Source organism: Fictibacillus solisalsi, assembly GCF_900103485.1.
Lineage (GTDB): Bacteria > Bacillota > Bacilli > Bacillales > Fictibacillaceae > Fictibacillus_C > Fictibacillus_C solisalsi.
On record NZ_FNHW01000003.1, the window covers coordinates 21,818 to 48,808 of the forward strand.

Sequence of the window (26,991 nt, forward strand, 5' to 3'; positions counted from 1 at the left end):
CTTTATTTTACTTTATGATGGGAGGCAGGCAGCGATTCATGAAAGACGATGCGGTTTATGTCTTTTTTAGAAGCTCCCTTAGTTCGCTTGAGCTTACCGTTTCTATATCGAATTGATTTTTTAACGTGTCCAGTTGCTTCATTCTTTCTTCAAATTCTTCTTCTTCATCTTCCATATACCGCTTGGAGAAGTAAAGGGAGTCATTATCTGCTTTCATAAGAAGTTTGATCTCAAGCTCCAGCGGCTGTTTTCCTGAATCTTCATCACTGAACAAGATGCCGCCTGGTGAGGTTTCTTTTTGGCTCAGATACATCTTACCATGAGTTGATTGGTGAGCATTGGAGAATTCAAGGATCTCTTCGAACGATTCTGCATTTCGCATGTGAACCCCATCCCTTCTTTTGCATTATCCTATACAGGTTTCCCTGTACGCCTGAATTTAAACAACCGTTTAATTTAAAATATCAGCTGAAGACCATGATGATTGTCCACACCAAAACCATTGGATTTGCATTAACTATTAGTAACATCGGTTCTGTTTTTAATCGATGATGAAAGGAGAGTAATTCATGGGTTTTGGTTTTGATGGCGGAGGCTTTGGCGGCCGCCGGGGAGATACGTTTAGAAGAGAAGCGTGTGCGCTGATTAACGAACGTGTACAAGTAGATACCGTAAACCAGACATTCCGTGGCCGATTGGTAGAAGTTGGCCGAGATGTCATCGTACTGCGTGTTCGAAAAAACAACTGTACGTTCCGTGTCGTCATTCGCATATGCGAGATTGTAGCGATTTTCCCGATTTAACAAGATTTTTACCGGTACTAAACATCCCGTTAAGGGGTGTTTTTTTTAATTTCTATACCAAAAAAAATAAGTTAGCAATTATTTACTTTGACAAGTAATTTAGCTTGATTATAAAATAGAAGTATTGTGTGAACGATTACAACTATAAGAGGTGAGATACAACATGAAAAGAATTGGACTAGCTTGGCAGATTCTTATCGGTTTGGTTCTGGGTATTGCGGTGGGTGCAATTTTTTACGGCAACGATGACGTTGCTAAATATTTGCAGCCGATTGGCGATATCTTCATCAGACTGATCAAAATGATTGTTATTCCTATCGTGGTTTCCAGCTTGATTGTCGGTGTAGCCGGGGTTGGTGATATAAAAAAGCTGGGTAAACTTGGCGGGAAAACAATTCTCTATTTTGAAATCATTACAACCATTGCTATTGCGATTGGTTTGCTTGCTGCTAATATCTTTCAGCCAGGTGCTGGTGTAGACCGTTCCGGGTTGGAAAAAACAGATATCGGAAGTTATGTGGATACGGCAAAAACTGCCGGAGAGCATGGTTTTGCGGAAACCTTTGTAAACATTGTCCCGTCAAACCTCTTCCAATCCCTGATGAATGGCGACATGCTTGCGATTATCTTTTTCTCAGTAATCTTCGGGCTTGGAGTAGCAGCTATTGGGGAGAAAGGTGAACCCGTTCTTAAATTCTTCCAGGGAACAGCGGAAGCGATGTTTTATGTGACTAACCAAATTATGAAGTTTGCTCCATTCGGCGTGTTTGCGCTTATTGGTGTGACGGTTTCCAAGTTTGGTTTAACCTCCTTGATTCCATTAAGTAAACTGGTGGTACTCGTATACGCCACTATGATATTCTTTGTGATTGTAGTACTTGGTCTTGTAGCAAAAATCGCAGGCGTTAATATCTTTAATATTTTCCGTATTTTAAAGGATGAACTTATTCTTGCCTATTCCACTTCAAGTTCGGAAACGGTTCTTCCAAAACTGATGGAAAAAATGGAGAAGTTCGGCTGTCCAAAGGCGATTGCATCCTTTGTTATTCCGACAGGCTATTCGTTTAACCTTGATGGCTCGACCTTGTATCAGGCACTTGCGGCACTGTTTATCGCTCAGATGTACGGAATCGATATGCCGATTTCTTCCCAAATCACCCTCCTTCTCGTGTTGATGGTGACATCTAAAGGGATTGCAGGTGTTCCTGGAGTATCGTTTGTCGTACTTCTTGCCACATTGGGTTCAGTTGGAATTCCGGTTGAAGGATTGGCGTTCATCGCAGGAATCGACCGTATTCTTGATATGGCACGTACAGCTGTTAACGTGGTTGGTAACTCTCTGGCAGCAATTATCATGTCCAAGTGGGAAGGCCAATTTGATGAAACCAAAGCACAAACTTATATTAATGAAGTGAAACAAGCGTCATAAAGCAGAAGCTCCTGTACAATACAGGAGCTTTTTTTTTATTAGGCACACAGGCATATTGATTAAGTTATTATAAAAAAAATGATATAATCGAGATATACCATAAGAGAAACTTATAACAAGAGGGGGAGTGCTTTTGGAAGCTTTACAGCAGCAAGAAGCTCATAAACGAATTACCAAGACAAATCTTTTAAAGAGAGTGGTTTTTATCGCGCTGGGGGCTGCATTGGTCGCCACAGGACTTGAAATTTTCCTCGTTCCCAACCAGATCATTGACGGCGGAATCGTCGGCATATCTATTATTCTTTCCCATTTAACTCACTGGAAACTTGGCCTTTTTCTTATCGTTCTTAATATTCCTTTCTTCTTCTTTGGATATAAACAGATAGGTAAAACCTTTGCCCTTTCCACATTGTTTGGCGTCCTGGTCATGTCCATTGGGACAGCCGTGCTGCATCCCGTCCCAGTACTCACTGATGACCCTTTACTCGCTGCGGTATTTGGTGGAATTATCCTTGGTGTTGGAGTCGGAATGGTGATTCGTTATGGAGGATCCCTTGACGGAACGGAAGTGATGGCTATCCTCTTTAATGCGAAAACCCCGTTTTCTGTCGGTGAAGTGGTAATGTTTTTTAACATTTTCATTCTGGGCAGTGCCGGTTTTGTATTTGGCTGGGACCGTGCCATGTATTCATTAATCGCATACTACATTGCTTTTAAGGTGATTGATATCACGCTCGATGGATTTGATCAATCCAAATCGGTATGGATTATCAGTGATGAACATACGAGGATCGGTGAAGCACTGTTAGCGCGCCTTGGACGAGGGGTTACCTATTTGAATGGGGAAGGTGCCTATTCAAGGGATGAGAAAAAAGTCATTTTTACAGTCATTACCCGGCTGGAAGAAGCCAAATTGAAAAATATTGTAGATGACATTGATCCTACTGCCTTTTTAGCAGTCGGTAACATTCATGATGTAAAAGGCGGCAGATTTAAAAAGAAAAACATTCACTGATTGATCAGTGGCAACAGCCCTTGAATTATTGCTCAATATAGGGTAAGATTTATCCTTGTTTTGGGTATAGTTTAAGAAAGTATAGTTGATATAGACAGGGTTGTGAGAAGATTGCTTGGAGTAAAAAGAAAAAAGGATAAAAAAGGGTTATTTTTAACCTCGGTTCAAATTATTGTTCTTTTTTACCTCATATCTGTAGTTGTTGCAACCGGAGTTTTAAGTCTGCCGGCATTTCACAATCCGGGTGTTTCATTAAGCTTTATTGATGCGCTGTTTACAGCGGTCAGTGCCGTCAGTGTGACAGGCCTTTCCGTTGTAACCATTCATGAGACATTTAATACAAGCGGTGTTATTGCTTTGGCCATCATCGTTCAAATTGGCGGGGTAGGAGTAATGACTCTAGGGACTGCATTATGGATTTTACTGGGAAAGAAAATTGGCATGCGTGAGCGCCAATTGATCATGACCGATCAGAACCAGTCCACACTGGCCGGTATTGTTAACCTGATGAGGCAGATTCTCGGCCTTATTATCATCATTGAGTTCATCGGTATGGTCCTTTTCACGTTTCTTTTCCTTAAATATTACCCGACCTGGCAGGAGGCTGCCTATCATGGATTTTTCGCTTCTGTTACGGCTACAACCAATGCGGGTTTTGACCTTACGGGACAATCTCTTATCCCATTCAGGCATGATTACCTGATTCAGCTTTTGACTATGATTTTAATCACCACCGGTGCCATTGGATTTCCGGTGCTTATTGAAGTAAAGAACTTTATTGCGGAACGAAAATACAAAGAGCGGTACACATTTACACTGTTCACCAAGGTAACTACCCTTACGTTTTTTATTTTGGTTGTACTTGGAACTCTAGGGATTTATGCCTTTGAATCCCACCGTTTCCTGGCGGATAAAACATGGCATGAAACCTTTTTTTATTCGCTTTTTCAATCGGTAACCACTCGGAGCGGCGGGCTGGCCACCATGGACATGAACCACTTCTCCGTGCCGACCAATCTTTTTTTAAGCGCGATGATGTTTATTGGTGCGTCGCCGAGCAGTGTGGGCGGCGGGGTCCGGACAACCACGATTGCAGTTGCCTTTCTCGCCATTTTGTTTTATGCAAAAGGACGCAATTCGATTAAAATATTCAAGCGTGAAGTTCTTACCGAAGATATTCAAAAGGCTTTTATTGTTCTTATCGTTGCATTTATGCTGTGCAGCATTGCTTCATTGATTGTGGCGGTTACCGATCCGATGCCGATCGAGAAGATTGTATTCGAAGTGTGTTCCGCGTTTGGAACAACCGGTTTAAGTCTGGGGATTACCCCGCATTTAAGCACAGGCGGTAAAGTGGTGCTGATGGTGCTTATGTTTATCGGAAGGATTGGAATTCTTTCCTTCTTATTCATCATTCGCGGACGGGTCGTTATTGAACATTTTCATTATCCAAAAGAAAAAATTATTATTGGGCAATAGCCTGAGCAACCTGAAGAAGACCTATATGTACGGGGTCTTCTTTTTTTTATATGGCCTTTTTAGCATTCCTTTTCTACGGATTTGATTAATCTTCAAAGCCGCCATAAGATAAAGCTAAGAAGATGTTGAGGAGGAATAAAATGAAATCGTTAACTTATACCCTTTTAGATGTTTTCACCAATAAACCATTCAGCGGAAATCAATTGGCTGTTTTTCACGACAACGTTCAACTATCAACTGAATGGATGCAAAAAATTGCCAGGGAATTGAATCTTTCGGAAACGGTTTTTGTTCAATCACCGGACAATCGCAAAAATAATAAAAAGCTGCGCATTTTTACTCCAGAGATGGAATTGCCAATGGCAGGGCACCCTACTTTAGGGGCTGCATTTCTGCTCGCACAAAAAGGGTGGATTGCTACTTCAGAGGGAAGGAATGAATGGATCTTTGAAGAGGGAGTCGGCGATATTTCAGTCACAGTGCATAAAGGGAGCGGTGATGATCTCAGGATTGAGATGAATCAGCCCATGCCGCAATTCGGCCCATCCTTTCAAGAGCGCGAGTTGGCGGCGACCTTACTGTCTCTTTCCCCGGAAGACCTGGATGTGGACCTTCCCATTCAAACGGTATCCACAGGGGTCCCTTTCTTGTTTATTCCCGTTCAATCCCTTGAGGCAATGAAAAGCATTAATTTCAGAATGGATATTTGGGAGAAGGATTTTAGCCATAACCCGTCAACCAGGCATATTTTTGCCTTCACAGCTGAAACAGAAGAGGAAGAATCAACGGTTCACAGCAGAATGTTCGCACCGGCAATGGGAATACCGGAAGACCCAGCTACCGGGGCAGCAAGCGGCCCATTAGGTGCCTATATCGTTGAACATATGAACATTGTGCAGGGGCATGAAGGGATATATCAACTGCGAAGTGAACAGGGCTTTGAGATGGGAAGACGCAGCCTGATTGATATCACCATTCGAAAAGACGCGGAATATAAAGAAGTAAAAATTGGCGGGAGAAGTGTCATTGTCGGTTCAGGAGAACTTTTTCTTGACCTTTAATAGGTGGTTTAAGGCACCGGTTCTAAACCGGGCCTTTTTTTGTCCGGGGAAAAATAACAAAAACCACCCATAAACGAAACAACTGTTACGTAATAGGTTGAAACAATTGTTATTTATGTTATTATGTCTACATGATATGGATGATAAGGTGGGAGTTTTAATGGAAGAAGGCCGGATGTGGTATTTGTTTTCTTATAAAGTCCCTGTGGAACCTTCTACACTCAGAGTGAGGATATGGAGAAATTTGAAAGCACTTGGAGTCCTTTATATACAGCAGTCTGTTTGCCTTGTCCCAAAAGTGGGGGACATAGGGAACAAGCTGGCCAAACTGCATACCCTGATTAAGGACCATGGCGGCGAATCCTTTATGATGGAGATCCTGAAGTTCTCTGATTACTCCGAGGAGGAACTTATTAAATTGTTTAATAAGCAGAGAACAAAAGAATACAATGATTGGCTGGAGAGCTGCAGATATTTTGGACAGGAAATGCATAGGAAAGCAAACAACATTGTTTATTTAAATATTGATGAAAGTGAAATGGAGCTTATGCGGTTAAAAAGGCAGCTCAGAAAAATTCTAAAAAAAGATTACTTTGATCATGAATTATCCTTTCAGGCTAAAGCATACTTGAAACAGTGTGAGGAAGACCTTTATTCGCTGGCGGAAGCTGTATATAAGTTAGAAGGGACACAAAAAGGGAAATGATAATTGTATATTGCATTTGTACAGTTGTATTTCTTTTTCTGTTGTATGGCTTGATCCCTACCGTCTGCATCAGGCTGTTTTCAGTTGGCATTATTAAAAAAGGAACAACAGAAAGAAAAGGATTTTTTCTCACATTTGATGATGGTCCTCATGCGGTGTATACACCGCAACTGCTGGACCTGTTAAAGTCGTATAATGTACCGGCAGCATTTTTCATAGTTGGTGAACGAGCCGAAAGGGAACCCGAACTTCTTAAAAGGATGAGTAAAGAAGGGCACACTGTAGGAATTCATCATCAAACCCATTCAAACAGTTGGTTTTTAACACCGGGTAAACTAAAAAGAGAAATCAGCAAATGTGCAGCTGTTATTCAACATGCGACAGGAAAAAAGGCGAATTTTTACCGGCCGCCCTGGGGAAGATTCAACTTGTTTTCACTTTTGCTCTCAAGAGAGTATCAAGTGATTATGTGGTCCTCCATTACTGGAGACTGGAAGGCCGGTCAGGGAAAGGCCAAGCTGGCCGCAAAGTTAAAGAAGGGCCTGCACAGCGGATGTATTTATTTGCTTCACGATAACGGTGAAAACCCTGGGGCGGATGATGTGGCACCTTCTGTTATGCTTCAAGCTCTGCGGGATTTTCTGGAATATGCCAGAAGCCAAGGATATATCGGATTGCCACTGGAAGAATTAAAGAATACAAACAAACGAGGTTAATATGAGTTTAGATACCGTTATTTCCTATTTGCAAAACTACGGTCATTGGATCATTTTACTGGTTTTATTTTGTGGAATTACCGGCATCCCTGCTCCTGAAGAATCATTTTTGTTTTTGGTCGGGGTGTTGGTTGCAAAAGGACATTTAGAGTTTGGTACGAGCTTTCTTTATGCATTTATGGGTACTGTTGCCGGTATGTTTGCCTCTTATTGGCTCGGCCGAAAACTGGGACTGCCGTTTATTGAGCGATACGGAAAATTCATTAAAATAACACCGGACCGATGGAAAGCTGTGGAGAAAAGGTTCCATGAACACGCCCTTACGACCCTTTTGTTCGGTTTTTACCTTCCCGGCCTTCGTCAGCTGGCACCCTACATTGCAGGAATCAGCACGTATTCTTTTTTGCGCTATGTACTGCTTTCGTTTCTTGGGAGCGGGATGTGGACAGCTGCTTTTATCAGCATCGGCTATTTCTTTGGAGACCGAGTCAAGTTATCCTACTTGCCGTGGATTGCCGCAGCAGCTTTGCTGTTATTCGTGCTGACTGTATTCAGAAAGAAATTTACAAACAAGGCTTAAAAGGTTTGTAAGGAGGATTTACCATGAAGAAAATCTTGTTTTTACCTTTATTTCAAATGCCTTCTGGTCATCATCAGGTTGCTGATGCATTAATGTCTTCCATTGAGCAAAGCAGTGATGAACAGGTGGTTTGCAAAAAAATTGACTTTCTCAGCTACTGGAATAAGCCGCTGGAAAAAGTCATATCAACTACGTATTTAAAATGGATTCATATGATGCCAAGGACATATGACTGGATCTATCATCATGTGATGTATTCTCCGGCCAAAAAAAGATTGATGCCCCCTCATCAGCTTCTTCTTTTTGAGCACAAAATGCTGCGGATGCTGAAGGAGGAAAAGCCGAATGTCATTGTATGTACGCATTGTTTCCCTTCAGCCGTTATCAGCCGGCTTAAAAAACGGGGATTGATCGACATTCCTGTTGTAAATGTGTACACGGATTTCTTTATCAATGATATTTGGGGAAAAAGAGGAATTGATTATCATTTGGTCAGCGATGTATCCATGAAAAAAGAGCTGATTAACAGACACCAAATTAACAGCACGCAGATTATTATTACGGGAATTCCGGTGAATGAAGACATCAGAGCCTATTTTTCCGCTAAACCCGCCTTGAAGAAACATATTTTAATTTCAGGAGGAAGCATTGGGCTTGGACAGATCAAAGGGTTCTTAAAACAGATTAAACCAGGTTCCAATTACCGCTATACGGTCCTGTGCGGTAAAAATCAGAAGCTGTATAAAGAACTAACCTCCTGGAATCATCCGAATATTAAACCAAGAGGCTATATTTCCACGAGGTCTGAAATGAACCATCTGTACGAACAGGTGGACGCGATTGTAACAAAACCAGGAGGAATCACAATCAGCGAAGCACTAAAGAAACGATTGCCCATTTTTGTCCACTCCGCATTGCCTGGTCAAGAACAGATCAATTTGAAAAAGCTTATCAGAGAAAAGCTGATTATCCAGTTGCACGAGGATATCCCTTTGGAGGATCAAATTGCCTCTGTGCTTGAAAATGAACCGGAAGTGAAAGGGCTTTTGAACAAAATGAGTTATTTTGAAAATCATCGGGAAAAAAGCGCGTATGAAGTGGTGCTCAATTTGCTGAATGAGACGCCTATGCTTAAAGTTCAGCCAGTCTAATTCACCTTTAATAAACCGGGGGAAGCATTGATGCTTAGAATAATGGCAGTCACAAAAGATCATGAACTTATCCTTCAGCCGTCGGTCGAAGAGCTGTCGGAAGACAGGATGGAGTGGTATTGGGTCGATTTTATCGATCCGGAGGATGAGGAAATTAAGCTGCTTAGCTCTTATTTCCATTTTCATCCGCTGGCAATTGAAGACTGCCTGCAGTTTCTTCAGCGGCCTAAACTTGAGTATTACCAGGGTTACAGTTTTTTCGTTATGCACGCTCTTCATACCCAGTCCCTTGCTGCCCAGGAAGTTGATCTTTTTATCGGAGAAAAGTTCATCGTTTCCTTTCATTATGACCAACTGGCAGAAATGGATTCTACGTGGAACTACTTTGCAGGGCTTGGAAACTTTTCCTCAATCGGACCGATAGAAGTCGGGCATAAAATCATGGACAAAATCGTGGATACGTATTTTCCAATTGTCCAGAACATAGAAGACCACCTGCTAGACATTGAAAACAATTATGAAAAAGGAAATAAGCACACTCTAATTCAACAAACATTTGATGTTCGGAGCGACCTGTTAAAAGTACGGCGTACCATTTTTCCCATGCGGGATTTAATGTACCGGACCTTGGAATCCAAACGATTAATTATCAATGAAAATAAAAAAGCGTATTTTCATGATATTTATGACCATCTCATAAAATTAAGTGAGATGATCGATTCCAACCGGGAAATGACCTCGGATATCCGTGATAATTATATATCACTTAATTCCTATAAAATGAATAACATTATGAAGACCCTCACGGTTATTACAACGATCTTTATGCCGTTAACGTTTATTGCAGGAATTTACGGTATGAATTTTCAGTATATGCCGGAATTGAAGTGGCGTGAGGGTTACTTTTTTGTGCTGGGAAGTATGCTGGTTCTCGGACTGAGCATGTATTTCTGGTTTAGGAAAAAAGGATGGTTTGATCAGGACTGACCACAAAAAGTGAAGATGAAAAATTTACGAATAAATACAGGCAAACGGGTGAACCAAACAGGGAAAAAGGGTACAGAAGGTAAAAAGGAAAAGGCCGGGGCTTTATGAGAATGGCAAACAGCCTGCAGGAAGGAAGGCGGAGAAGATGGATTACGGCTTCTTTTTTCAGTTTTTTCATGATCATGGTTACCTTGGTGTGTTCGTGCTTTCATGGATTGGAGTCCTGGGGCTCCCCGTACCCAATGAAATCATTGTAATGGTCAGCGGAATGCTTTCAAATAAAGTTCTTCTGAATCCTGCTTATTCATTCATTGCCACTTATTTGGGAGTGATTTCTGTTTTAACATTGATTTATATGCTCGGAAGGTATGGCGGCACAGCCATCGTCCAACGGCTTTATAGAATCGGCCGGATCAGAAAGGGAGTTCAAAAAGCATCTGGCCTGCTTGACCGCTGGGGAGAGAAAATTCTTTTATTTAGCTTTTTTATTCCGGGATTAAGGCTCTTAATGCCTTTTATTGTTGGCAGCAACGGTCTGCCATATTTACGCTTTGCTATACTCACCTATCCTGCGGGTTTTCTTTGGGCTGTTTTTTACTTCGCCATCGGGAATCAATATGGGGAACATCTTACCCAGATTCATTCGTATTTCCAATCATACAGCTGGATCCTTCCTTCAGTGGCCATTACCTTCGCTTTAATGTGGTCATGGCGCTATGCCAAACAAAGTAAAAATCATCTGCCCCGTCTTCATAAGCATTCCAAGTAAGGCGATTTTGTGAAGCCATACAGCAGCAGCTATCCTGTTAGTGGTTCTAAATTTCTATACCCTTCTCTATCAAGTGATTCTTACTTGCCCAAGGCATCAGGGTACAATTCTCAAAACATACAAAGTATTGTACGCTGCAGGGAACCGGAATACTTTCTAAAGAAAAACAGCTACGTCAGGAATTTTCAAAAGAAAAGCCAGCATTTGAAATAAAATTGAAAACACCGGAAACGGCTAGGCTCCTGTACGGCATCACGAAAAGAGTCGATACGCTGCATATATCGGTAGATCAGAAACAGAGTCAAAGAAAAGTTGGAGATGCAAACGTAAATCATACGAAAGCCCACCCTGACATGCCGGGTGGGCTGGTTTCATTAAAGGATTGGTTTTTTTGACGGTAAACGGTGCTTTGCCGGTTCTTTTTTTACGTTGGCATGCCTTATTTCGTTCAGGAGAGCAATTCCAAATATACTAAGTACGCTGCATAAAAAGGTCATTTGTCATTCCTCCTTTTCTCTCAAAACTAATATTGCCTGCCTGGTTGGTTTCTAAACCTTTCGTTTCTATTAAATGCCATTACTATATTCGTGATCATTCCTGGCTTTTTGTCTGTTAATTATCCTCACCGGGCTTATAGGAATATGGCCCTTTGTCTTCATTATGCGGGTTGTTGGTGTCAATGTGGAGCGTTCCTGATTCTGTAATCGTGGCTAGCATCACATTCTGTACATCGGCCCCCTTTTGTTTTAGCCGCTTCAATAGCCAGTCTCTATCCAGTTTCAAGTATTTGAGGTTATGGTCAATGATCTGGCCGTCCATAATGACTGGAATAGGAATAAATTCTCGTTTTACCTTTACTTTTAAATCACCAGGCTGAACCGGCCGGAAATTGGATTTGGGAATGACGCTGATCTGGCCATTGTCTTCCATGGCACAAAGCGCGATGTTCCGGGTATCGGTAAAGCCTTTTACACGCAGCTGGGCAAGGAGCTCATCAATGGGAAGCCGTACCTTTTTTAGCCCCTTGCGGTCGATATCCCCGTTTCGGATGAGAACGGTGGGGCTCTCAAATAATGTCCATCGCAGTTTGTTGTTGAGGGACAGCCGCATGAATAGTTTATAAAAAAGAACGATGATGAACGTAAACAAAAGGGCTACCCATACGCTGTCTTTTTGCAGCGGCTGGCTGATGACATTCCCGATGATCAAAATATAAAGCATGTCAAAGCTGTGCATTTGCGACACGGCTTTTTTGCCTGTAATCCGTAAAAAGATATAGCCAAATAAAAAAATCAAAAAAGGCTTATAGATAAATTCCATACATGTCCCCCCTTGTAAACCTACATATATTATGGACAGAATGTCATGAGACTCATACTTGGCCGCAGAAGTTTGCCCCCATTCTTCATGAAATGGCGGGGGCCGTCATAAATTGAAAGTAAGAGATGATAGAGGAGGGAACAAGCATGTCTTGGGATGAGCAAAATAAAGAGCTCGGAAATGCAATCGCCGAGATTACAGAAATCGCGGATGGATTTGGCCTCGACTTTTACCCGATGCGTTATGAAATCTGCCCAGCGGATATTATTTATACATTTGGCGCGTACGGAATGCCGACTCGTTTTTCTCACTGGAGCTTCGGAAAGCAATTTCACAAAATGAAGCTGCAATATGATCTGGGTTTAAGCAAAATCTATGAACTGGTGATCAACTCTGATCCCTGCTATGCCTTTTTATTGGATACTAACTCATTAATCCAGAATAAGCTGATTATCGCCCACGTGCTGGCTCACTGCGACTTTTTCAAAAACAATGTCCGTTTTTCCAATACACGGCGGGATATGGTGGACAGTATGACGGCCACTGCGGAAAGGATTTCTCAGTATGAAATCATTCACGGAAAAAAAGAAGTTGAAGTCTTTCTCGACGCGGTGCTCGCCATTCAGGAACATATCGATCCGTCGATTGTGCGCAACCGGCTAAGCTATAATTTGGAAGATGAAGAACAGGATGAGCCGGTGAGAAAAGAGACTCCCTATGATGATTTATGGAGCATTGACGAATCAAGAAGCAGACGAAATCAGCCATCTCCAGTGAAAAAGAAGCATTTTCCTCCTCAGCCGGAGAAAGACATTCTGTTGTTTATTGAAGAATACAGCCGTGAGCTGGAAGACTGGCAGCGGGACATTCTTTCCATGATGCGGGAAGAAATGCTCTACTTCTGGCCCCAACTAGAAACGAAAATCATGAACGAAGGCTGGGCGTCCTATTGGCACGCCAAAATTCTGCAGGAAATGGATCTGACCTCCCATGAAACTATTGAGTTTGCCAAACTGAATGCCGGAGTGGTCCAGCCGTCAAGAACCTCCATCAATCCGTATTACATGGGACTTCAGATTTTCAAAGATATTGAAGAACGGTATAACAACCCCGATGAAGAATTGCTTAGACAGGGGGTAAAGCCTGGATCGGGCCGTGAGAAAATGTTTGAAGTGCGGGAACTGGAATCCGACATGTCGTTTATCCGGAACTATTTAACAAAGGAACTGTGCCAGCGTGAGGATATGTATTTGTTCCAAAAACAGGGCCGGGACTATAAGATTGTGGACAAAGAATGGGAAGCCATACGCGATCAGCTTGTTGGCATGAGAGTGAACGGAGGATTTCCGTATCTGACGGTAAATGATGGCGACTATTTGAAGAATGGGGAACTTTACATCAAGCATTCGTACGAGGACATTGAACTGGATGTGAAATACCTTGAAAAGGTCCTTCCTTACATCAATCAGTTATGGGGCCGGCCAGTGCACATGGAAACCAAAATTGAAGAAAAGCCTGTTCTATTTACCTATGACGGAAAGAGCATGCATAGAAAGTACCTCTAATCCCATTATAAAAGCATCACGTCGTCAAACGTGATGCTTTTTCTATGAAAAGAATGATGAGCAAAACATGCTCCTTGACAATATACCGGGCGGGGTATAATATTTACATAAAGTCACATTAAAAAGATGATGTTGTGTTATATTCAGCATTTTTAGGTGCACTTGCGTTTGCTATTGTACCGGTGCATATTTATTCTAAATGTCCTTGTAAAAAAGAAAAGAAAGAGGTGTAAAGCATGGAATACGATAAAGGAGTAAAAAACCGTCTGAAACGGATTGAAGGCCAGATTAAAGGAGTGCTCTCCATGATGGAACAAGGCAAAGACTGCCGGGAGATCGTGACCCAGCTATCTGCGGCGAGAAATGCAATGGACCGTACAATGGGGGTTATTGTCAGTCAAAACCTTGAGCAGTGTGTGAGGGAAAATGTTGAAAAAGGAGCTTCCACAGAGCATCTGGTAAAAGAAGCGGTAGAGTTATTAATCAAGAGCAGATAAAAAGTTCCGGTTGACGAACTTTTTATTTGAGTTATAATATACCCGTACGGGTATAAGTGTATTTTATTTAAAAATATACCCATAGGGGTAAAAGGAGATGGGATTATTGTCTGGAGCAAAAAAGAAAACAACGATTGTTTTATTTAGTGGCGATTATGATAAAGCCATGGCAGCTTACATTATCGCGAATGGGGCGGCAGCCTATGATCATGAGGTAACAATCTTTCATACATTTTGGGGATTAAATGCTTTACGAAAGGATGAGCCGCTTTCCGTCAAAAAGGGATTTCTTGAAAAAATGTTCGCCAAAATGATGCCACGCCATGCTGATAAAATGGGCTTGTCAAAAATGAATTTTGCGGGAATGGGTCCCAAAATGATTAAACATGTGATTAAGAAGCACAATGCCATGACATTACCTCAATTGATTGAAATGGCGAAAGAGCAGGAAGTGAATCTTATAGCCTGCACAATGACCATGGATTTACTGGGACTACAGCAAGAAGAGTTGATGGATGGCATCGATTATGCTGGTGTGGCAGCGTACTTGGGGGAAGCATCTGATGGCAGCGTGAACCTATTTATTTAAAGGGGGGACTTGTACATGAAAGAAATAACAACAAAAGAAGTCGAAAGCCTGTTGAAGAAGGATAATATTCATGTCATTGATGTAAGGGAAACAGAAGACGTGAAGGCTGGAAAAATTCCAGGCGCCTTAAATATTCCGTTAGGCTTGCTTGAATTCCGAATGCTCGAGCTGGATAAAGCGAAGGAGTATATTATGGTTTGCCGTTCAGGGGGAAGAAGCTTTAAAGCTTCCCAAATGCTCGAAAGTCATGGATTCAAGGTGATCAATATGGCAAGCGGCATGCATGCATGGAAAGGCCCGACAGAATAATTTTTTTAGAAATAAATATACCCCATAGGGTAATTTGGGAGGAATGACAATGATTAAATCGAATGCAATGCTGGACGCCAAGGGGCTCACCTGTCCGATGCCAATCGTTAAAACAAAAAAGGCGATCAATGAACTGGGGGCTGGTGAGATCATTGAAGTACAGGCCACGGATAAGGGATCGATGGCTGACATGAAGGCATGGGCAACGAGCAGTGGTCACCACTATTTAGGAACTATTGAGGAAAACGGGGTTTTGAAACACTATATCCGCAAAGCAACAGCAGAAGAGGAAAAAGCCGAAAAGCATCACCCACATGTAATTTCTAATGAAGAGCTTTTAGATTCCGTAGCTCGACAAGAACATTTCGTACTTCTGGATGTCAGAGAATCTGCAGAATATGCTTTCGGTCATATACCTGGTGCCGTATCATTGCCACTCGGGGAATTAAACGATCGTTTAAATGAACTAAAGCGAGATTCAAGTGTGTATGTTCTGTGCCGGACAGGAACCAGAAGCGATCTTGCTGCACAAAAACTGACAGAAGCCGGATTCAAGAACGTGATTAATGTTGTACCAGGCATGAGTAAATGGCAGGGACCTATAACCAAATTGGAGGGATAAGGAATGGCGATTCAAAAATTAACGGCAGCACAGGTGGCAAGCCTTATCATCAGAAAAAGCAACCTATTTATTTTTGATGTGAGAAATGAAGATGCTTTTCAAAATTGGAAAATTGAAGGGGAAGCGATCCACTACTTGAACATTCCCTATTTTGAACTGTTGGAGGGAGTAGACGGTATTTTGGATCAGCTGCCAAAGGATACAGAGATTTTGGTCGTTTGTGCCAAAGAAGGATCATCGGTCATGGTGGCAGAAATGCTGTCAGAAAAAGGGCTGGATGTGTTCTATCTTGAAGGAGGCATGAAAGCATGGAGCGAATATCTAAGGCCGGTGAAGATTGGCGGACTGAAAAGCGGAGGTTCGATCTACCAGTTTGTTCGAATTGGAAAAGGCTGCTTGTCTTACATGATTGAATCAAATGGGGAGGCGATGATCGTGGATCCTGCAAGAATGACCGAGCCCTATGAATCGTTTGCGAAGGAGAAAGGGATAACCATAAAATACGCCGTGGATACCCACCTGCATGCCGACCATATTTCTGGAGGACGATTGCTTGCAGAAAAAACAGGAAGCACGTACTATCTCCCGCCGAAGGATGCCGACGAAGTAACTTTTCCCTACACTCCCCTGGATGAGGGCGAAACCATTACGGTTGGCCGCACGTCCGTTTCTGTGGAGCCCATCCATTCTCCGGGACATACCGCTGGGAGCACCACGCTTCTGATTGACAAGACGTATTTATTAACCGGGGATATCTTGTTTGTAGAATCCATTGGCCGTCCAGACTTGGCAGGAAAAGCAGAAGATTGGGTTGGAGACTTAAGGAACACACTGTATCATAGCTATAGGGAGCTTTCAGATGATCTTACTGTCCTGCCCGCTCACTATTCTAACATCTCAGAGCTTGGAAACCAGGGAGAGGTTAAGGCAGTACTTGGAGATCTGTTTGAAAAGAACGAAGGTCTTCATCTCGATGAAACGGAATTCAGAACGGCGGTTACTGAGAATCTGCCTCCGCAACCAAATGCCTATCAGGAAATCCGCAAGACTAACATGGGAAAATTAATCCCGGACAAAGAGACACAGCAGGAGATGGAAATCGGTCCGAACCGATGCGCCATTAATGACTAAAAGGGAGGAAATTAATATGACATCTGATCAATTACTTGATGCAAAGGGACTTGCTTGTCCGATGCCCATCGTACGTACAAAAAAAGCAATGGATGCACTGGAATCCGGACAGGTGCTGGAGGTTCACGCGACGGATAAAGGGGCAAAGAGTGACCTTTCTGCCTGGGCGAAAGCAGGTGGACATGCGCTCCTGGAAATGAACGAAGACAACGGAGTATTTGTATTCTTTATTCAAAAGAAATAATTGAGGGGAACATGGGGTGAATTTATGGCAATGGACGTAGGTTATCTCTTTACCATATTTGTGATTGGTTTTATTGGCTCTTTTATATCAGGTTTGCTTGGCATAGGAGGAGCGATTGTTAATTACCCCATTCTTCTGTATGTTCCTCCATTACTCGGGTATGCAGGCTTTGGTGCTCATTATGTTTCAGGAATTGTGGCGGTACAAGTATTCTTTTCCACGCTTGCCGGACTTATGGCATACAGAAAAGGGGGCTTTATTCATATGAAGCTTCTCATGATCATGGGATTAAGCTCCTTAACAGGCAGTTTCATTGGGGGATTTGGCTCTCATCTTTTAACGGAAAAAGCCATTAATATTATTTATGGTCTGCTGGCGGTTATTGCTGCCGTTCTTATGCTTTTTCCAAAAAAAGAAGCAATGGATGATATCAGGTCCGAACTGGTATTTAACAAAAAATTAGCAGGAATTCTCGCGCTGACCGTTGGAGTATTTGCTGGAATTGTAGGAGCAGGGGGAGCGTTTATTCTGGTGCCGATTATGCTGGTCGTGCTGAAGCTTCCAACACGGGTGACCATCGCGACCTCACTGGGAATCACATTTCTTTCGTCCATCGGTTCCTTGATTGGCAAAGCAGCAACAGGACAGATTTTGTATCATCCCGCCGTTCTTATGCTGATCGTCAGTCTGATCGCAGCACCTCTCGGTGTAAAAGTTGGAAAGAAGATCAACACAAAAGTGCTTCAGGCCGTTTTGGCCATCTTGATAGCCGGAACGGCGGTCAAAATATGGTTGGATATTTTTATTCATTAGAAGGAAAGCCGCTTAACAAGCTGCTTTCCTTTTGCAATATACTTACTTTTTGTTTGCAAGTGGTGTATAATCAAGGATAATCCGGAAATAAGCACGCAGACTAGTGTTAAACGCGTAACAATAAACAAAAGGGGATTCATCAAGATGGAACAATCAATTCTTAAATCCGATGTTATTTTATTGTTAAAAAATAAAATTCAATTGATTAAAACATCCGAAAACGGAGGCATTTACCTTGTTGGTCCAATTCGCCTTCCGGTTAATCTATATGGAGAGACCGTAGTTTTTCAGTGGTATTGCTGGCTCGAACGGGAGCAGGTCACAGAGAATATCGATGAAATTATTCGAAAACTATCTTCCGCAAACCTTGCTGAATATCAACAGTCAAGCGTGCTCGTCTATGGCGACTTCAAAAACAACGAAGATGCGCTCATTCGCATGCATTCCATTTGCCATACGGGGGACATCTTCGGAAGCAAGCGCTGCGACTGCGGTTTTCAGCTGAAAAAATCGATGCAGATGATCAAAAACCATGGAACAGGCGCACTTTTTTACCTGGCCAATCATGAAGGACGCGGAATCGGCCTATTTTCAAAAGCCATGGCATATGTGCTTCAGGAAAGTGGTTATGATACAGTAGAAGCAAATCTGAACCTTGGGTTTGTGGATGATTCACGGAATTATGAGGATGCCATCTCGGTATTAAAAACACTTCGGACTAAACCAGTGACCTTGATTACGAACAATCCAAAAAAGCTGGATGCATTAAAAAAATCCGGCATGCTGCTTTCTGGACGGACACCGTTGTGGGGAGATGAGTCAGAGTATAATGCCAACTACTTGAAGACGAAAGTTTCCCGTTCAGGCCACTTAAAAGAGGAGGAAAGCTGCCCAAATGACTGATCATACCTTCTATATGAAATTGGCGCTTGAAAACGCCCGAGCCATGAAAGGCCAGACCGATCCAAACCCCATGGTCGGTTCTGTTATTGTCAACGAGAACCGAATTGTGGGAATCGGCTCCCATTTAAAGCCTGGGGAGCCTCATGCTGAAATCCATGCGATTAGAATGGCGGGAGAAAAAGCAAAAGGGGGAACGATTTATGTGACCCTAGAACCTTGTTCCCATTATGGAAGAACGGGACCCTGTGCCCAAGCCATTGTGAAAGCTGGATTAAGCAAGGCTGTGATTGCAAGTCTGGATCCCAATCCCCTCGTATCTGGAAGGGGAGTCGCGATTCTAAAGGAAGCTGGTATCGAAGTCATCACCGGAATCATGGAGAAGGAATCGCAACAAATGAATGAAGTATTCAATAAATTTATTGTGCGAAAGCTCCCTTTTGTCACGATGAAATCCGCCGCAACGCTTGATGGGAAAATCGCCACGGCAACGCATGACAGCAAATGGATTACCGGAGAGGCAGCCAGAAAGGATGTTCACCAGATCCGAAATGAAAACATGGCCATCCTTGTAGGTGTTAACACCGTGATTAAGGATGATCCAGAGCTGACCGCGCGTATACCAAACGGCCGCAACCCTGTCAGGGTTATACTTGATTCCACCCTGCGAATCCCTGTCTCATCCAAAGTTGTGCAGGACAAAAAAGCAGAAACCTGGATCTTTACGACAGAACGGGCTGGAGGGGAGAAGCGCCAAGAGCTGGAAAGTCATGGCGTCTCCATATTTTCGACTAAAAGCCGGGATGGTCGGGTGAATCCCGCAGAGGTCTTACATTTTCTTGGAGAACAGCAAATCTCGTCTGTGATGATTGAAGGAGGCGGAGCCGTAAATGCTTCTTTCCTTGAACAGAAGCTTATCGACAAATTCGTGGTCTATATGGCTCCCAAACTTCTGGGCGGAAGCCTGTCACCAACGTTTCTTGAAGGTGAGGGTGCTGACCGGATGAGTGGAGCAGTGGATCTTCGTGAGATGACAGTGGAACAAGTCGGGGAGGATTTTAAGTTTACAGGATACCCTGTATATAAGTAACAGAAGGAGAACAATGATGAAATTCGGTTTTGATATTGATGATACGTTGATTAATTTGAGAGGCTATGCCTTTACGATCTATAATAAAAAGCTAAACAAAAATCTCGCGATGGATATTTTCGAAGCATTGAAAACGGTAGAAATCCATGAACCGTTCGGCCTGACGAATGCAGAGGGAAAACAGATGTGGAACACTTTGCGTGAAGAAATCTATTTTTCTGATTGTCCAGCATACCCTGAAGCGGTTGAAACCTTACAGGAGCTGAAAGAACAAGGTCATGAAATATATTACATAACCGCTCGTCCGGGAGAACATGCTGAACGGACGATGAATTGGATGAAGGAGCGGGGATTTCCTGTTGATGACGATAAATTTTATTGCGGCATGAAGGATCATGAAAAAGTAAAAATCATTGAAGAGCTTGGCCTTGATTTTTATTTTGATGATAAACCAGGGGTGCTCGCTACCCTCTCATCAGACTACTTAAGAGTTGTGGTCAGGGACCAGTCGTACAACCGGCATTTACAAGGGGAACGTCTCTCACATTGGAAAGAGATGAAGACGTTTCTATCTTCAGAATAACAAAAATTACTGCAAAGCCTCTGTATTTCAGGGGCTTTTTTTATTTTTCAAGAAACATTGACAAAACCATTGGATATACATATCATATAAGAAAATGTTGCACGAAGGAAACAAATAAGAGTGGGGGAAAAAGAAGTGGATAAGACTAACTGTATCACCCTTTTTGAAGGGAAGAATGGCGACTTCATACAGATCACCTCCATGGATATCGAAGGTGTGATGAGAAGACGGCTGCTGGATCTTGGATTTGTACCAGGAGCAGTAGTGGAGGTTGTACGAAAGAGTCCGCTGGGCGATCCCATTGCTTTTCGTGTCAGCCAAACAACCATTGCCCTGAGAAGGGAAGAAAGTTCGAAGATTCAAGGGGAGCTGATGAATCATGACTGAAACGTACCGGGTCGCACTGGCGGGAAACCCCAACACGGGAAAAAGTACATTATTCAATGCATTGACCGGATTAAAGCAGCATACGGGGAATTGGGCCGGAAAAACGGTTACGCTTGCTGAAGGAACATTAACCCATAAGGGGATAAACTACCAGCTGATTGACTTACCGGGAACGTATTCCATCTTCTCGAACTCCCGGGATGAGGAAGTGGCAAGAAATTATATTGTATTTGAAAAACCAGATGTGACACTTGTCGTGGTGGATGCCACCTCGCTTGAACGGAATCTGAACCTTGCTCTGCAAATATTGGAAATGACTCGAAATGTGATCATTTGCATTAATTTGATAGATGAAGCAGAAAAGAGAGGCATCTCCATCAATGAGCGCTTACTTACCCGCCGGCTTGGCGTTCCTGTCATAAAAATTTCTGCCCGGAACAAAACAGGATTTCCCCTTTTGCTCGACACCATCGAACGCCTTGCAGAGGGCAAACTTGTATGCGAACCCGCGCGGATAACATACGACAAAGACATTGAAATAAAAATCGCTTCATTGGAGCCATTTGTGGCTGAAATGGTGGAAGATCGCATCTCTTCCCGCTGGGTGGCTTTGCGCTTGTTGGATGGGGATGAGTCTCTGCTGGATGAATTGAAATCAAGGCTGAAGGTAAAGGAGGGGTCGGCATGAATACAGAACTGGCAAATTCAGGTTCTAGAGGAGATTTGAATGCTCTCTATGAAAAGGCACAGCAGCTTTCGTCATCAGATCTTCGCGATAAAATCGTGGGCAGCCTTTATCAGGAAAGCAAGCGGCTCTGCGAGGCGGGTGTTCATCATTCAAACACCAAACGTGATCGGCGAACGGAGAAATTGGATGCTGTATTCACCTCTCCCATTTGGGGCTTTCCAATCATGATGGTTATGCTTGGCATTGTTTTTTACCTTACGATCGCCGGAGCCAATGTTCCATCTGATATGATTGCCCGATTTTTCGGATGGCTGGAAAACTATATTACAGCCTTTTTCCAGTGGATAAGTGCTCCGGATTGGCTGTATGGTGTTCTTGTTTTGGGTCTTTATCGCGGCACCACCTGGGTCGTAAGTGTGATGCTGCCGCCGATGGCAATTTTTTTTCCAACGTTCGCCTTGCTTGAAAACTATGGATATTTACCGAGAGTAGCGTTCAATATGGACCGCATTTTCAAAAAAGTGGGCGCACACGGGAAGCAGTCCCTGACGATGGCGATGGGATTCGGCTGTAATGCTGCAGCAATGATGTCTTCGCGAATTATTGAATCACCGAGAGAGCGGATGCTCGCCATCCTTACCAACAATTTTGTTCCGTGCAACGGGCGTTGGGGAACGCTGATTGTGCTGGCGTCCCTCTTTATGGCGGCAGGATACACAGGAGGAGCGAAGTCCCTTGTTACAACATCGGTAGTTGTTGGCATTGTCTTGTTCGGAATTCTTGTAACCTTTTTGGTCTCATGGGTATTATCCAAGACGGTGCTCAAAGGAGTACCTACGCACTATACACTTGAACTTCCTGCATACAGGAGGCCCAAGTTTTGGGAAACGGTCATCCGTTCATCGCTTGAACGTTCATGGGCGGTGCTTCTCAGAGCTGTTAAAGTCGCTGCACCAGCCGGCATACTGACATGGGTCCTGGCTAATGTTTCGGTCGGCGATACAAGCGTTCTTATGCATATCGTCAATTTCCTGGACCCGTTTGGACAGATGCTGGGGCTCGACGGCTATATTCTGATGGCATTCCTGATCGGACTGCCTGCAAATGAAATTGTCCTGCCCATTTTGATTATGGGTTATCTTTCTACAGGGGCCCTGACAGAGGTTGACAACCTAGGAGATTTGAAACAAATTTTCGTGGACCAGGGGTGGACGTGGCTAACAGCACTGAATATGATGCTGTTTTCATTGCTTCATTTTCCATGCGGAACGACTTTGGTCAACATTTATAAAGAAACAAAAAGCATAAAATGGGCCTTTCTTGCTTTCCTCATTCCAACCATGATCGCCATCTTCGTAACATTTGTGATTGCACAAAGTGTGAAATTGCTGGGATGATTTAAAAACCAGGACCGTATGACCGGTTCTGGTTTTTTTTATACCAAATTCTTTAAAGAATTGTTATGATAAACAAACAATTACATAAAAATTTATAAGTGCTCAAGACCAAAAAAGGTGGAGAGATAATAGGGAATCCAGTGAAAATCTGGAGCAGCCCCCGCTACTGTGAACCCGGTTAAACCGGTAAGCCAGGAGACCTGCTTATAAATTTTGATTTCTGTGTCTTCGGTGGGAAGAAAGGGATAGTGTACATTAGATCAAAACCTTGGCGCCTGCAGACAAGGTTTTTTTTGTTGAAATGGAAGGGAGAAAAAAGGATGAAAAACCATTGGAAAAATGCCAGTATTCCGGCAATTGATAAAAAGGTGGGAAGGGACGCGCAGACTTACATTCATTCATTAACAAAGCCGGTTGGCAGTCTCGGAAGACTGGAAGATTTGGCGGTGAGTCTTGCCTCCATGACGAAGGAACGCTTTCCGACAGTATTTCCGCCGGGGGTTTTGATTTTTGCTGCTGACCATGGCATCGTTTCAGAAGGAGTATCAGCCTATCCACAGGAAGTAACGGGCCAGATGGTACGTAACTTTTTGAATGGCGGAGCTGCAATCAACGTGTTCAGCAAACAAATCGGTGCCAAGTTGAACATCGTGGACATTGGGATAGCCGCTGAAATTAACAGCCAAACCTTGATTTCCCGAAAAGTCCGTTATGGAACGGCTAATTTCCTTCTGGGAGATGCCATGATCCGGGAGGAAGCCGAGCAGGCCATTGATGCGGGGTATCAGACGGCAAACGAAATGATTAATAATGGAATCAAGTGTCTTATTCCTGGTGAAATGGGGATTGGTAATACGACGGCGAGCAGTGCGGTAGTCGCGGCTGTGAGCGGTGAAGAAGTTGATACACTGGTTGGGACTGGCACTGGCATTGAAAAAGAAAAGCTGCAGATCAAAAAAGATGTCATTGAAAAGGCGCTGGCGCTGAGAAAACCGAACGGAGACGATCCGGTTGATGTTTTATCCAAAGTGGGAGGGCTGGAGATTGCAGGAATGGCTGGAGCCATGCTGGCAGCATCCTCAAGAAGCATTCCGATTTTGGTGGATGGCTTTATCGCAAGTACAGCTGCCTTAATCGCAAAGATGATCTGCAGCGCTTCTGCTGATTACATGATCTTGGGCCATCGTTCGGCTGAGCCCGGCCATATGAAAGTGATAAAGCTGCTTGGTAAGGAACCCATTCTCGATTTGGGCATGCGGTTGGGAGAAGGGAGCGGTGCGGCGATTGCCTTCCCCGTTCTTCAGTCGGCATCGCTCATGATTAACGAAATGGCTACATTTGAGGCCGCCCAAATATCCGCTAAGAAACAGGAAGGAGAAACACGCCTTGTTTACAAATGATGAAAAAGAAGCTGTCTACAAAGTCATTGCTGCCCGAAGGGATGTCCGGAGTTTTTTGCCGGATCCTGTTCAGGATGAAGCCGTTTATTCCATATTAAAGGCAGCCCATCAAGCTCCGTCTGTTGGTTTCATGCAGCCATGGAATTTTATTCTGGTCACCTCGGAAGAAGTAAAGGATCGTTTGGCGTGGGCGGCGGACAAGGAAAGAAGAGCTTTAGCCATCCATTATGAAGACGATTCGCGGTCATCCGCGTTTATGAATTTGAAAATAGAGGGAATAAAAGAAGCACCTTTAACAATTTGTGTAACCTGTGATCCGACGCGTGGCGGATCACATGTTCTGGGAAGAAATTCAATTCCTGAAACTGATAGAATGTCCACGGCCTGTGCCATCCAGAATATGTGGCTGGCATCCTGTGCCGAAGGATTGGCCATGGGATGGGTCAGCTTTTACAAGAAAGCCGATATCCGTGATATTTTACATATCCCGCCTCACATCGAGCCGGTGGCGCTCCTCTCCCTGGGGTATACGAACGATTATCCGAAGAAACCCATTCTCGAAGCGGAGAACTGGGAAAGCAGAAAAGAACTGGATTCCTTGATTTATACCGACCGCTGGGAAGGATAAACCGGAAATACGGCTGTTATAAAAGGCAACTACCAAGCATAACCATAGACCATGTGCAGAAAACATATGAAGGAAGGACTGCCGTATGAGTGAATACTGGGCGGAAAAAGCTTTGGTTAAATTCCAGTCTCAGTTTGATCAAAATACGACCTATAACATTAAGAACAGCCAAAGATGGTCAGGCAGCTCAAAGATATGGAAGTATATGGACTTTGCTAAGTTTGTCGGCATGCTTTACCAAAAATCGTTGTTTTTTCCGAAACCGTCCCTTTTTGTGGACAATCATGAAGGCAGTTATTCTGCCCTGGACGTAAATAATATCCTCAATGATCCGCTGTCATACCTTACGGTGCCGGTGGATGAAAAGCTCTCCAAAGCCGAGAAAAGAAGACAGCTCCATGAATATATTAAGCAGATGCATGATTATGTCGGGGTCAATTGCTGGCATCTGAACGAAGAGGAATCAGCGGGGATGTGGAACCTGTATTTGAAATCGGATGAAGGAATTGCCATCTGTTCCACGCTGGATAAGCTGTTTACCAGCATCAATGACAAACGTTTTCGGACATATGTCGGGCAGGTCCAATACATTAATTTTAATTCGGAAATGGCCAGTCTCAATCCTTATGAAACCTTATTCTATAAACGGAGGTCTTTCAGCCATGAAAATGAAATCCGGCTGCTTGCCTTCGATGATCCTAATCATCGGAGATTCAATCATAAGGACGGGGCCTATGTGGATTGCAATTTACACACGTTAATTGACGAAGTGTATGTATCTCCCACCAGTCCGGAATGGCTGAAGGAAGTGGTCCAGTCGGTGCTTGAAAAATACAGGCTGCCGTTTAAGCCGGTGATCAAGTCTTCCTTGTATGAAAGTCCCTTCTATTAAAAAGACAGCATTGGTAAAGCCGATGCTGTCTTTTTGTTGCCTGTGGGCTTTTTCGTTATAATGGAGGTTGATTATATTCTTTGAAATCTAGTACATAAGTTGTTTGATGCTTAAATCTAAGGAGAAACTATGCTAGCAAATATCTGGCCGCCGATCTATTTGTCCATTACCGTTGCGGCTTCCGCATGGATCATTGTTATACTGTCTGGCGTACTGCTGGGGAAGTCAATGGCAGGCAAGTCGTTTAAAGGGAAACACATCATTGAAACCCTATTAATGCTTCCTCTCGTTCTTCCTCCAACCGTCATCGGGTTTCTTCTCATTATCATTTTTGGGAAGCGAAGTCCGGTTGGCCAATTCATAGAATTATTGTTTCAGCAGCCTGTTATTTTTACCTGGTGGGCCGCAGTGCTGGCTTCAAGTGTTGTTGCCTTTCCGCTCATGTATCAATCAGCAAAGACCGGATTTGAAGCTGTTGATCATGATATTGAGAATGCCGCGCGGGTTGATGGAGCAGGGAAATGGAACGTTTTTTTCTACATTACGATTCCTCTTTCCTGCACGTCCATTGTTTCAGGAGCCATATTAAGCTTTGCGAGAGCACTTGGAGAATTTGGGGCAACCTTAATGTTTGCCGGAAATATTCCCGGGCGCACGCAGACCATTCCGACTGCAATTTATCTTGCCATCGATTCAGGTGACATGAGGGAAGCCTGGATTTTGGTTCTTGCCAGTATTGTCATTTCATTTGCGATGCTTACAGCAGCATACCGAATTAAACGTTAATGGAAAGAGGGGCTCCGGCCGTTCTTTTTTTTGTGCAAAAGTTGAAACCTTCCATTTCTTTTTTCGTATATAACGGTAAATGCGCATCAGAAAGGCAGATTATGATCAAAAGGATCGTTTCAAAACTAAAAATGACACTGGTCCAACTTTAGACATGTTCGTTTTTTTGTTGTTCGGCCCAAGGAAGCACTATTGCTTTGGAGCTAATCCTGGATATCATGAGGTCAGCTTCACACCCGAAAACGTATTCCATTACAACACATATCCCTTCGTTTACCGCCCATTTGCCTGATGATATACCGATTTCCTGTTTCTATGTTTCATATAAGGTACAGGCCGTCATTCAGGCAGGAAAAGGCAGAGCCCGGTTTCATTTCCTGACGGTGTGCATCAATTATTGCTGGTTTTTTATGCTTTAGGTGCGCTGGTTTTTCGTGAAATGCAGACTCGGGAA

32 protein-coding genes and 1 riboswitch are annotated in these 26,991 nt (G+C 43.3%); of the genes, 30 read left to right on the plus strand and 2 right to left on the minus strand.

The features are described from left to right. Nucleotides 1–55 precede the first annotated feature (55 nt). Entirely contained in the window at nucleotides 56–382 is a 327-nt protein-coding gene (locus tag BLT53_RS19585; protein ID WP_090237607.1) for a hypothetical protein, read from the minus strand. Between the two features lie 187 nt (nucleotides 383–569). Between BLT53_RS19585 and BLT53_RS19590 the strand changes: the two genes are divergently transcribed. The 11 genes from BLT53_RS19590 to BLT53_RS19640 all read left to right on the plus strand — a co-directional run bounded on the left by BLT53_RS19590 (nucleotide 570) and on the right by BLT53_RS19640 (nucleotide 10,696). Beyond that, nucleotides 570–803, plus strand: a complete 234-nt coding sequence (locus BLT53_RS19590) for a DUF2642 domain-containing protein (protein WP_090237609.1) — start codon at nucleotides 570–572, stop codon at nucleotides 801–803. A gap of 163 nt (nucleotides 804–966) precedes the next feature. Beyond that, the gene (locus BLT53_RS19595) at nucleotides 967–2,232 is read left to right on the plus strand and encodes a cation:dicarboxylate symporter family transporter (protein WP_090237611.1); all 1,266 of its coding nucleotides are present in this window, start codon (nucleotides 967–969) and stop codon (nucleotides 2,230–2,232) included. Between the two features lie 133 nt (nucleotides 2,233–2,365). Then, the gene (locus BLT53_RS19600) at nucleotides 2,366–3,247 is read left to right on the plus strand and encodes a YitT family protein (RefSeq protein WP_090237613.1); all 882 of its coding nucleotides are present in this window, start codon (nucleotides 2,366–2,368) and stop codon (nucleotides 3,245–3,247) included. Nucleotides 3,248–3,358: 111 nt separating this feature from the next. Beyond that, the gene (locus tag BLT53_RS19605; RefSeq protein WP_090237614.1) at nucleotides 3,359–4,726 is read left to right on the plus strand and encodes a TrkH family potassium uptake protein; all 1,368 of its coding nucleotides are present in this window, start codon (nucleotides 3,359–3,361) and stop codon (nucleotides 4,724–4,726) included. A gap of 140 nt (nucleotides 4,727–4,866) precedes the next feature. Next, entirely contained in the window at nucleotides 4,867–5,787 is a 921-nt protein-coding gene (locus tag BLT53_RS19610) for a PhzF family phenazine biosynthesis protein (RefSeq protein ID WP_090237616.1), read from the plus strand. A 160-nt stretch (nucleotides 5,788–5,947) separates the two neighbouring features. Next, nucleotides 5,948–6,493 (plus strand): Chromate resistance protein ChrB, encoded by a 546-nt coding sequence (locus BLT53_RS19615; RefSeq protein ID WP_090237618.1) that lies wholly within the window; start codon nucleotides 5,948–5,950, stop codon nucleotides 6,491–6,493. Then, entirely contained in the window at nucleotides 6,490–7,209 is a 720-nt protein-coding gene (locus BLT53_RS19620) for a polysaccharide deacetylase family protein (RefSeq protein WP_090237619.1), read from the plus strand. Before BLT53_RS19615 ends, BLT53_RS19620 begins: the two co-directional genes overlap by 4 nt. 1 nt (nucleotide 7,210) lies before the next feature. Next, on the plus strand, nucleotides 7,211–7,789 hold the full coding sequence (locus BLT53_RS19625; protein ID WP_090237620.1) for a DedA family protein: 579 nt from the start codon (nucleotides 7,211–7,213) through the stop codon (nucleotides 7,787–7,789). A 23-nt stretch (nucleotides 7,790–7,812) separates the two neighbouring features. After that, nucleotides 7,813–8,940, plus strand: coding sequence for an MGDG synthase family glycosyltransferase (locus BLT53_RS19630; protein ID WP_090237621.1), 1,128 nt, complete (start codon nucleotides 7,813–7,815; stop codon nucleotides 8,938–8,940). Nucleotides 8,941–8,970: 30 nt separating this feature from the next. Further along, the gene (corA, locus tag BLT53_RS19635; RefSeq protein ID WP_090237623.1) at nucleotides 8,971–9,927 is read left to right on the plus strand and encodes a magnesium/cobalt transporter CorA; all 957 of its coding nucleotides are present in this window, start codon (nucleotides 8,971–8,973) and stop codon (nucleotides 9,925–9,927) included. 145 nt (nucleotides 9,928–10,072) lie between these two features. Then, nucleotides 10,073–10,696, plus strand: a complete 624-nt coding sequence (locus tag BLT53_RS19640; protein WP_090237624.1) for a DedA family protein — start codon at nucleotides 10,073–10,075, stop codon at nucleotides 10,694–10,696. Between the two features lie 612 nt (nucleotides 10,697–11,308). Here the strand turns inward: BLT53_RS19640 and BLT53_RS19645 are convergent. Next, a complete protein-coding gene (locus BLT53_RS19645) occupies nucleotides 11,309–12,016 on the minus strand; it encodes a DUF421 domain-containing protein (RefSeq protein ID WP_090237626.1) in 708 nt (235 codons plus the stop codon). A 146-nt stretch (nucleotides 12,017–12,162) separates the two neighbouring features. Between BLT53_RS19645 and BLT53_RS19650 the strand changes: the two genes are divergently transcribed. The 19 genes from BLT53_RS19650 to BLT53_RS19740 all read left to right on the plus strand — a co-directional run bounded on the left by BLT53_RS19650 (nucleotide 12,163) and on the right by BLT53_RS19740 (nucleotide 26,956). Next, the gene (locus BLT53_RS19650; protein ID WP_090237627.1) at nucleotides 12,163–13,581 is read left to right on the plus strand and encodes a SpoVR family protein; all 1,419 of its coding nucleotides are present in this window, start codon (nucleotides 12,163–12,165) and stop codon (nucleotides 13,579–13,581) included. 236 nt (nucleotides 13,582–13,817) lie between these two features. Continuing rightward, nucleotides 13,818–14,078 (plus strand): metal-sensitive transcriptional regulator, encoded by a 261-nt coding sequence (locus tag BLT53_RS19655; protein ID WP_090237629.1) that lies wholly within the window; start codon nucleotides 13,818–13,820, stop codon nucleotides 14,076–14,078. A 97-nt stretch (nucleotides 14,079–14,175) separates the two neighbouring features. Beyond that, a complete protein-coding gene (locus BLT53_RS19660) occupies nucleotides 14,176–14,667 on the plus strand; it encodes a DsrE/DsrF/DrsH-like family protein (protein ID WP_425284721.1) in 492 nt (163 codons plus the stop codon). Nucleotides 14,668–14,682: 15 nt separating this feature from the next. Next, nucleotides 14,683–14,976, plus strand: a complete 294-nt coding sequence (locus BLT53_RS19665) for a rhodanese-like domain-containing protein (RefSeq protein ID WP_090237632.1) — start codon at nucleotides 14,683–14,685, stop codon at nucleotides 14,974–14,976. A 49-nt stretch (nucleotides 14,977–15,025) separates the two neighbouring features. Beyond that, complete coding sequence (locus BLT53_RS19670; protein WP_090237634.1) at nucleotides 15,026–15,598, plus strand: sulfurtransferase TusA family protein; 573 nt, start codon at nucleotides 15,026–15,028, stop codon at nucleotides 15,596–15,598. 3 nt (nucleotides 15,599–15,601) lie between these two features. Continuing rightward, the gene (locus BLT53_RS19675; RefSeq protein WP_090237635.1) at nucleotides 15,602–16,729 is read left to right on the plus strand and encodes an MBL fold metallo-hydrolase; all 1,128 of its coding nucleotides are present in this window, start codon (nucleotides 15,602–15,604) and stop codon (nucleotides 16,727–16,729) included. Nucleotides 16,730–16,745: 16 nt separating this feature from the next. Beyond that, a complete protein-coding gene (locus BLT53_RS19680; RefSeq protein ID WP_090237637.1) occupies nucleotides 16,746–16,973 on the plus strand; it encodes a sulfurtransferase TusA family protein in 228 nt (75 codons plus the stop codon). Nucleotides 16,974–17,003: 30 nt separating this feature from the next. Then, nucleotides 17,004–17,786 (plus strand): sulfite exporter TauE/SafE family protein, encoded by a 783-nt coding sequence (locus BLT53_RS19685; protein ID WP_090238067.1) that lies wholly within the window; start codon nucleotides 17,004–17,006, stop codon nucleotides 17,784–17,786. A gap of 144 nt (nucleotides 17,787–17,930) precedes the next feature. Then, nucleotides 17,931–18,689 (plus strand): GTP cyclohydrolase II, encoded by a 759-nt coding sequence (locus BLT53_RS19690; RefSeq protein ID WP_090237639.1) that lies wholly within the window; start codon nucleotides 17,931–17,933, stop codon nucleotides 18,687–18,689. Further along, nucleotides 18,682–19,776, plus strand: coding sequence for a bifunctional diaminohydroxyphosphoribosylaminopyrimidine deaminase/5-amino-6-(5-phosphoribosylamino)uracil reductase RibD (ribD, locus tag BLT53_RS19695; RefSeq protein WP_090237641.1), 1,095 nt, complete (start codon nucleotides 18,682–18,684; stop codon nucleotides 19,774–19,776). The genes BLT53_RS19690 and ribD overlap by 8 nt, the downstream gene beginning before the upstream one ends. Before the next feature lie 16 nt (nucleotides 19,777–19,792). Continuing rightward, entirely contained in the window at nucleotides 19,793–20,359 is a 567-nt protein-coding gene (locus BLT53_RS19700; protein ID WP_244520520.1) for a 5' nucleotidase, NT5C type, read from the plus strand. Nucleotides 20,360–20,494: 135 nt separating this feature from the next. After that, nucleotides 20,495–20,746 carry a FeoA family protein gene (locus tag BLT53_RS19705; RefSeq protein WP_090238070.1) on the plus strand — a complete coding sequence of 84 codons (252 nt, stop codon included), beginning with the start codon at nucleotides 20,495–20,497 and terminating at the stop codon, nucleotides 20,744–20,746. After that, a complete protein-coding gene (locus BLT53_RS19710; RefSeq protein ID WP_090237645.1) occupies nucleotides 20,739–21,434 on the plus strand; it encodes a FeoB small GTPase domain-containing protein in 696 nt (231 codons plus the stop codon). Before BLT53_RS19705 ends, BLT53_RS19710 begins: the two co-directional genes overlap by 8 nt. Beyond that, nucleotides 21,431–22,831 (plus strand): nucleoside recognition domain-containing protein, encoded by a 1,401-nt coding sequence (locus BLT53_RS19715; RefSeq protein ID WP_090237647.1) that lies wholly within the window; start codon nucleotides 21,431–21,433, stop codon nucleotides 22,829–22,831. The genes BLT53_RS19710 and BLT53_RS19715 overlap by 4 nt, the downstream gene beginning before the upstream one ends. Nucleotides 22,832–22,910: 79 nt before the next feature. Next, nucleotides 22,911–23,053, plus strand: a riboswitch (cobalamin riboswitch). A 98-nt stretch (nucleotides 23,054–23,151) separates the two neighbouring features. After that, nucleotides 23,152–24,231, plus strand: coding sequence for a nicotinate-nucleotide--dimethylbenzimidazole phosphoribosyltransferase (gene cobT, locus BLT53_RS19720; RefSeq protein ID WP_090237648.1), 1,080 nt, complete (start codon nucleotides 23,152–23,154; stop codon nucleotides 24,229–24,231). Further along, the gene (gene bluB / locus BLT53_RS19725; RefSeq protein WP_090237650.1) at nucleotides 24,218–24,859 is read left to right on the plus strand and encodes a 5,6-dimethylbenzimidazole synthase; all 642 of its coding nucleotides are present in this window, start codon (nucleotides 24,218–24,220) and stop codon (nucleotides 24,857–24,859) included. The genes cobT and bluB overlap by 14 nt, the downstream gene beginning before the upstream one ends. Nucleotides 24,860–24,944: 85 nt before the next feature. Then, a complete protein-coding gene (locus tag BLT53_RS19730) occupies nucleotides 24,945–25,751 on the plus strand; it encodes a DUF2971 domain-containing protein (RefSeq protein WP_090237651.1) in 807 nt (268 codons plus the stop codon). A 129-nt stretch (nucleotides 25,752–25,880) separates the two neighbouring features. Next, entirely contained in the window at nucleotides 25,881–26,537 is a 657-nt protein-coding gene (modB, locus tag BLT53_RS19735) for a molybdate ABC transporter permease subunit (RefSeq protein ID WP_090237653.1), read from the plus strand. A 197-nt stretch (nucleotides 26,538–26,734) separates the two neighbouring features. Then, nucleotides 26,735–26,956 (plus strand): hypothetical protein, encoded by a 222-nt coding sequence (locus BLT53_RS19740; RefSeq protein WP_090237654.1) that lies wholly within the window; start codon nucleotides 26,735–26,737, stop codon nucleotides 26,954–26,956. Nucleotides 26,957–26,991: the final 35 nt, after the last annotated feature.

What these genes read in the sequence shown, in the direction of transcription:
- ribD (WP_090237641.1), top strand. Translation starts at nt 18,682, where the DNA reads ATGACTGATCATACCTTCTATATGAAATTGGCGCTTGAAAACGCCCGA.
- corA (WP_090237623.1), top strand. Translation starts at nt 8,971, where the DNA reads ATGCTTAGAATAATGGCAGTCACAAAAGATCATGAACTTATCCTTCAG.
- BLT53_RS19700 (WP_244520520.1), top strand. Translation starts at nt 19,793, where the DNA reads ATGAAATTCGGTTTTGATATTGATGATACGTTGATTAATTTGAGAGGC.
- BLT53_RS19670 (WP_090237634.1), top strand. Translation starts at nt 15,026, where the DNA reads ATGATTAAATCGAATGCAATGCTGGACGCCAAGGGGCTCACCTGTCCG.
- cobT (WP_090237648.1), top strand. Translation starts at nt 23,152, where the DNA reads ATGAAAAACCATTGGAAAAATGCCAGTATTCCGGCAATTGATAAAAAG.
- BLT53_RS19665 (WP_090237632.1), top strand. Translation starts at nt 14,683, where the DNA reads ATGAAAGAAATAACAACAAAAGAAGTCGAAAGCCTGTTGAAGAAGGAT.
- BLT53_RS19650 (WP_090237627.1), top strand. Translation starts at nt 12,163, where the DNA reads ATGTCTTGGGATGAGCAAAATAAAGAGCTCGGAAATGCAATCGCCGAG.
- BLT53_RS19655 (WP_090237629.1), top strand. Translation starts at nt 13,818, where the DNA reads ATGGAATACGATAAAGGAGTAAAAAACCGTCTGAAACGGATTGAAGGC.
- BLT53_RS19690 (WP_090237639.1), top strand. Translation starts at nt 17,931, where the DNA reads ATGGAACAATCAATTCTTAAATCCGATGTTATTTTATTGTTAAAAAAT.
- BLT53_RS19685 (WP_090238067.1), top strand. Translation starts at nt 17,004, where the DNA reads ATGGACGTAGGTTATCTCTTTACCATATTTGTGATTGGTTTTATTGGC.
- BLT53_RS19730 (WP_090237651.1), top strand. Translation starts at nt 24,945, where the DNA reads ATGAGTGAATACTGGGCGGAAAAAGCTTTGGTTAAATTCCAGTCTCAG.
- BLT53_RS19675 (WP_090237635.1), top strand. Translation starts at nt 15,602, where the DNA reads ATGGCGATTCAAAAATTAACGGCAGCACAGGTGGCAAGCCTTATCATC.
- BLT53_RS19710 (WP_090237645.1), top strand. Translation starts at nt 20,739, where the DNA reads ATGACTGAAACGTACCGGGTCGCACTGGCGGGAAACCCCAACACGGGA.
- BLT53_RS19585 (WP_090237607.1), bottom strand. Translation starts at nt 382, where the DNA reads ATGCGAAATGCAGAATCGTTCGAAGAGATCCTTGAATTCTCCAATGCT.
- BLT53_RS19620 (WP_090237619.1), top strand. Translation starts at nt 6,490, where the DNA reads ATGATAATTGTATATTGCATTTGTACAGTTGTATTTCTTTTTCTGTTG.
- BLT53_RS19625 (WP_090237620.1), top strand. Translation starts at nt 7,211, where the DNA reads ATGAGTTTAGATACCGTTATTTCCTATTTGCAAAACTACGGTCATTGG.
- BLT53_RS19610 (WP_090237616.1), top strand. Translation starts at nt 4,867, where the DNA reads ATGAAATCGTTAACTTATACCCTTTTAGATGTTTTCACCAATAAACCA.
- BLT53_RS19715 (WP_090237647.1), top strand. Translation starts at nt 21,431, where the DNA reads ATGAATACAGAACTGGCAAATTCAGGTTCTAGAGGAGATTTGAATGCT.
- BLT53_RS19595 (WP_090237611.1), top strand. Translation starts at nt 967, where the DNA reads ATGAAAAGAATTGGACTAGCTTGGCAGATTCTTATCGGTTTGGTTCTG.
- BLT53_RS19630 (WP_090237621.1), top strand. Translation starts at nt 7,813, where the DNA reads ATGAAGAAAATCTTGTTTTTACCTTTATTTCAAATGCCTTCTGGTCAT.
- BLT53_RS19590 (WP_090237609.1), top strand. Translation starts at nt 570, where the DNA reads ATGGGTTTTGGTTTTGATGGCGGAGGCTTTGGCGGCCGCCGGGGAGAT.
- BLT53_RS19645 (WP_090237626.1), bottom strand. Translation starts at nt 12,016, where the DNA reads ATGGAATTTATCTATAAGCCTTTTTTGATTTTTTTATTTGGCTATATC.
- BLT53_RS19660 (WP_425284721.1), top strand. Translation starts at nt 14,176, where the DNA reads ATGGGATTATTGTCTGGAGCAAAAAAGAAAACAACGATTGTTTTATTT.
- modB (WP_090237653.1), top strand. Translation starts at nt 25,881, where the DNA reads ATGCTAGCAAATATCTGGCCGCCGATCTATTTGTCCATTACCGTTGCG.
- BLT53_RS19680 (WP_090237637.1), top strand. Translation starts at nt 16,746, where the DNA reads ATGACATCTGATCAATTACTTGATGCAAAGGGACTTGCTTGTCCGATG.
- BLT53_RS19615 (WP_090237618.1), top strand. Translation starts at nt 5,948, where the DNA reads ATGGAAGAAGGCCGGATGTGGTATTTGTTTTCTTATAAAGTCCCTGTG.
- BLT53_RS19640 (WP_090237624.1), top strand. Translation starts at nt 10,073, where the DNA reads ATGGATTACGGCTTCTTTTTTCAGTTTTTTCATGATCATGGTTACCTT.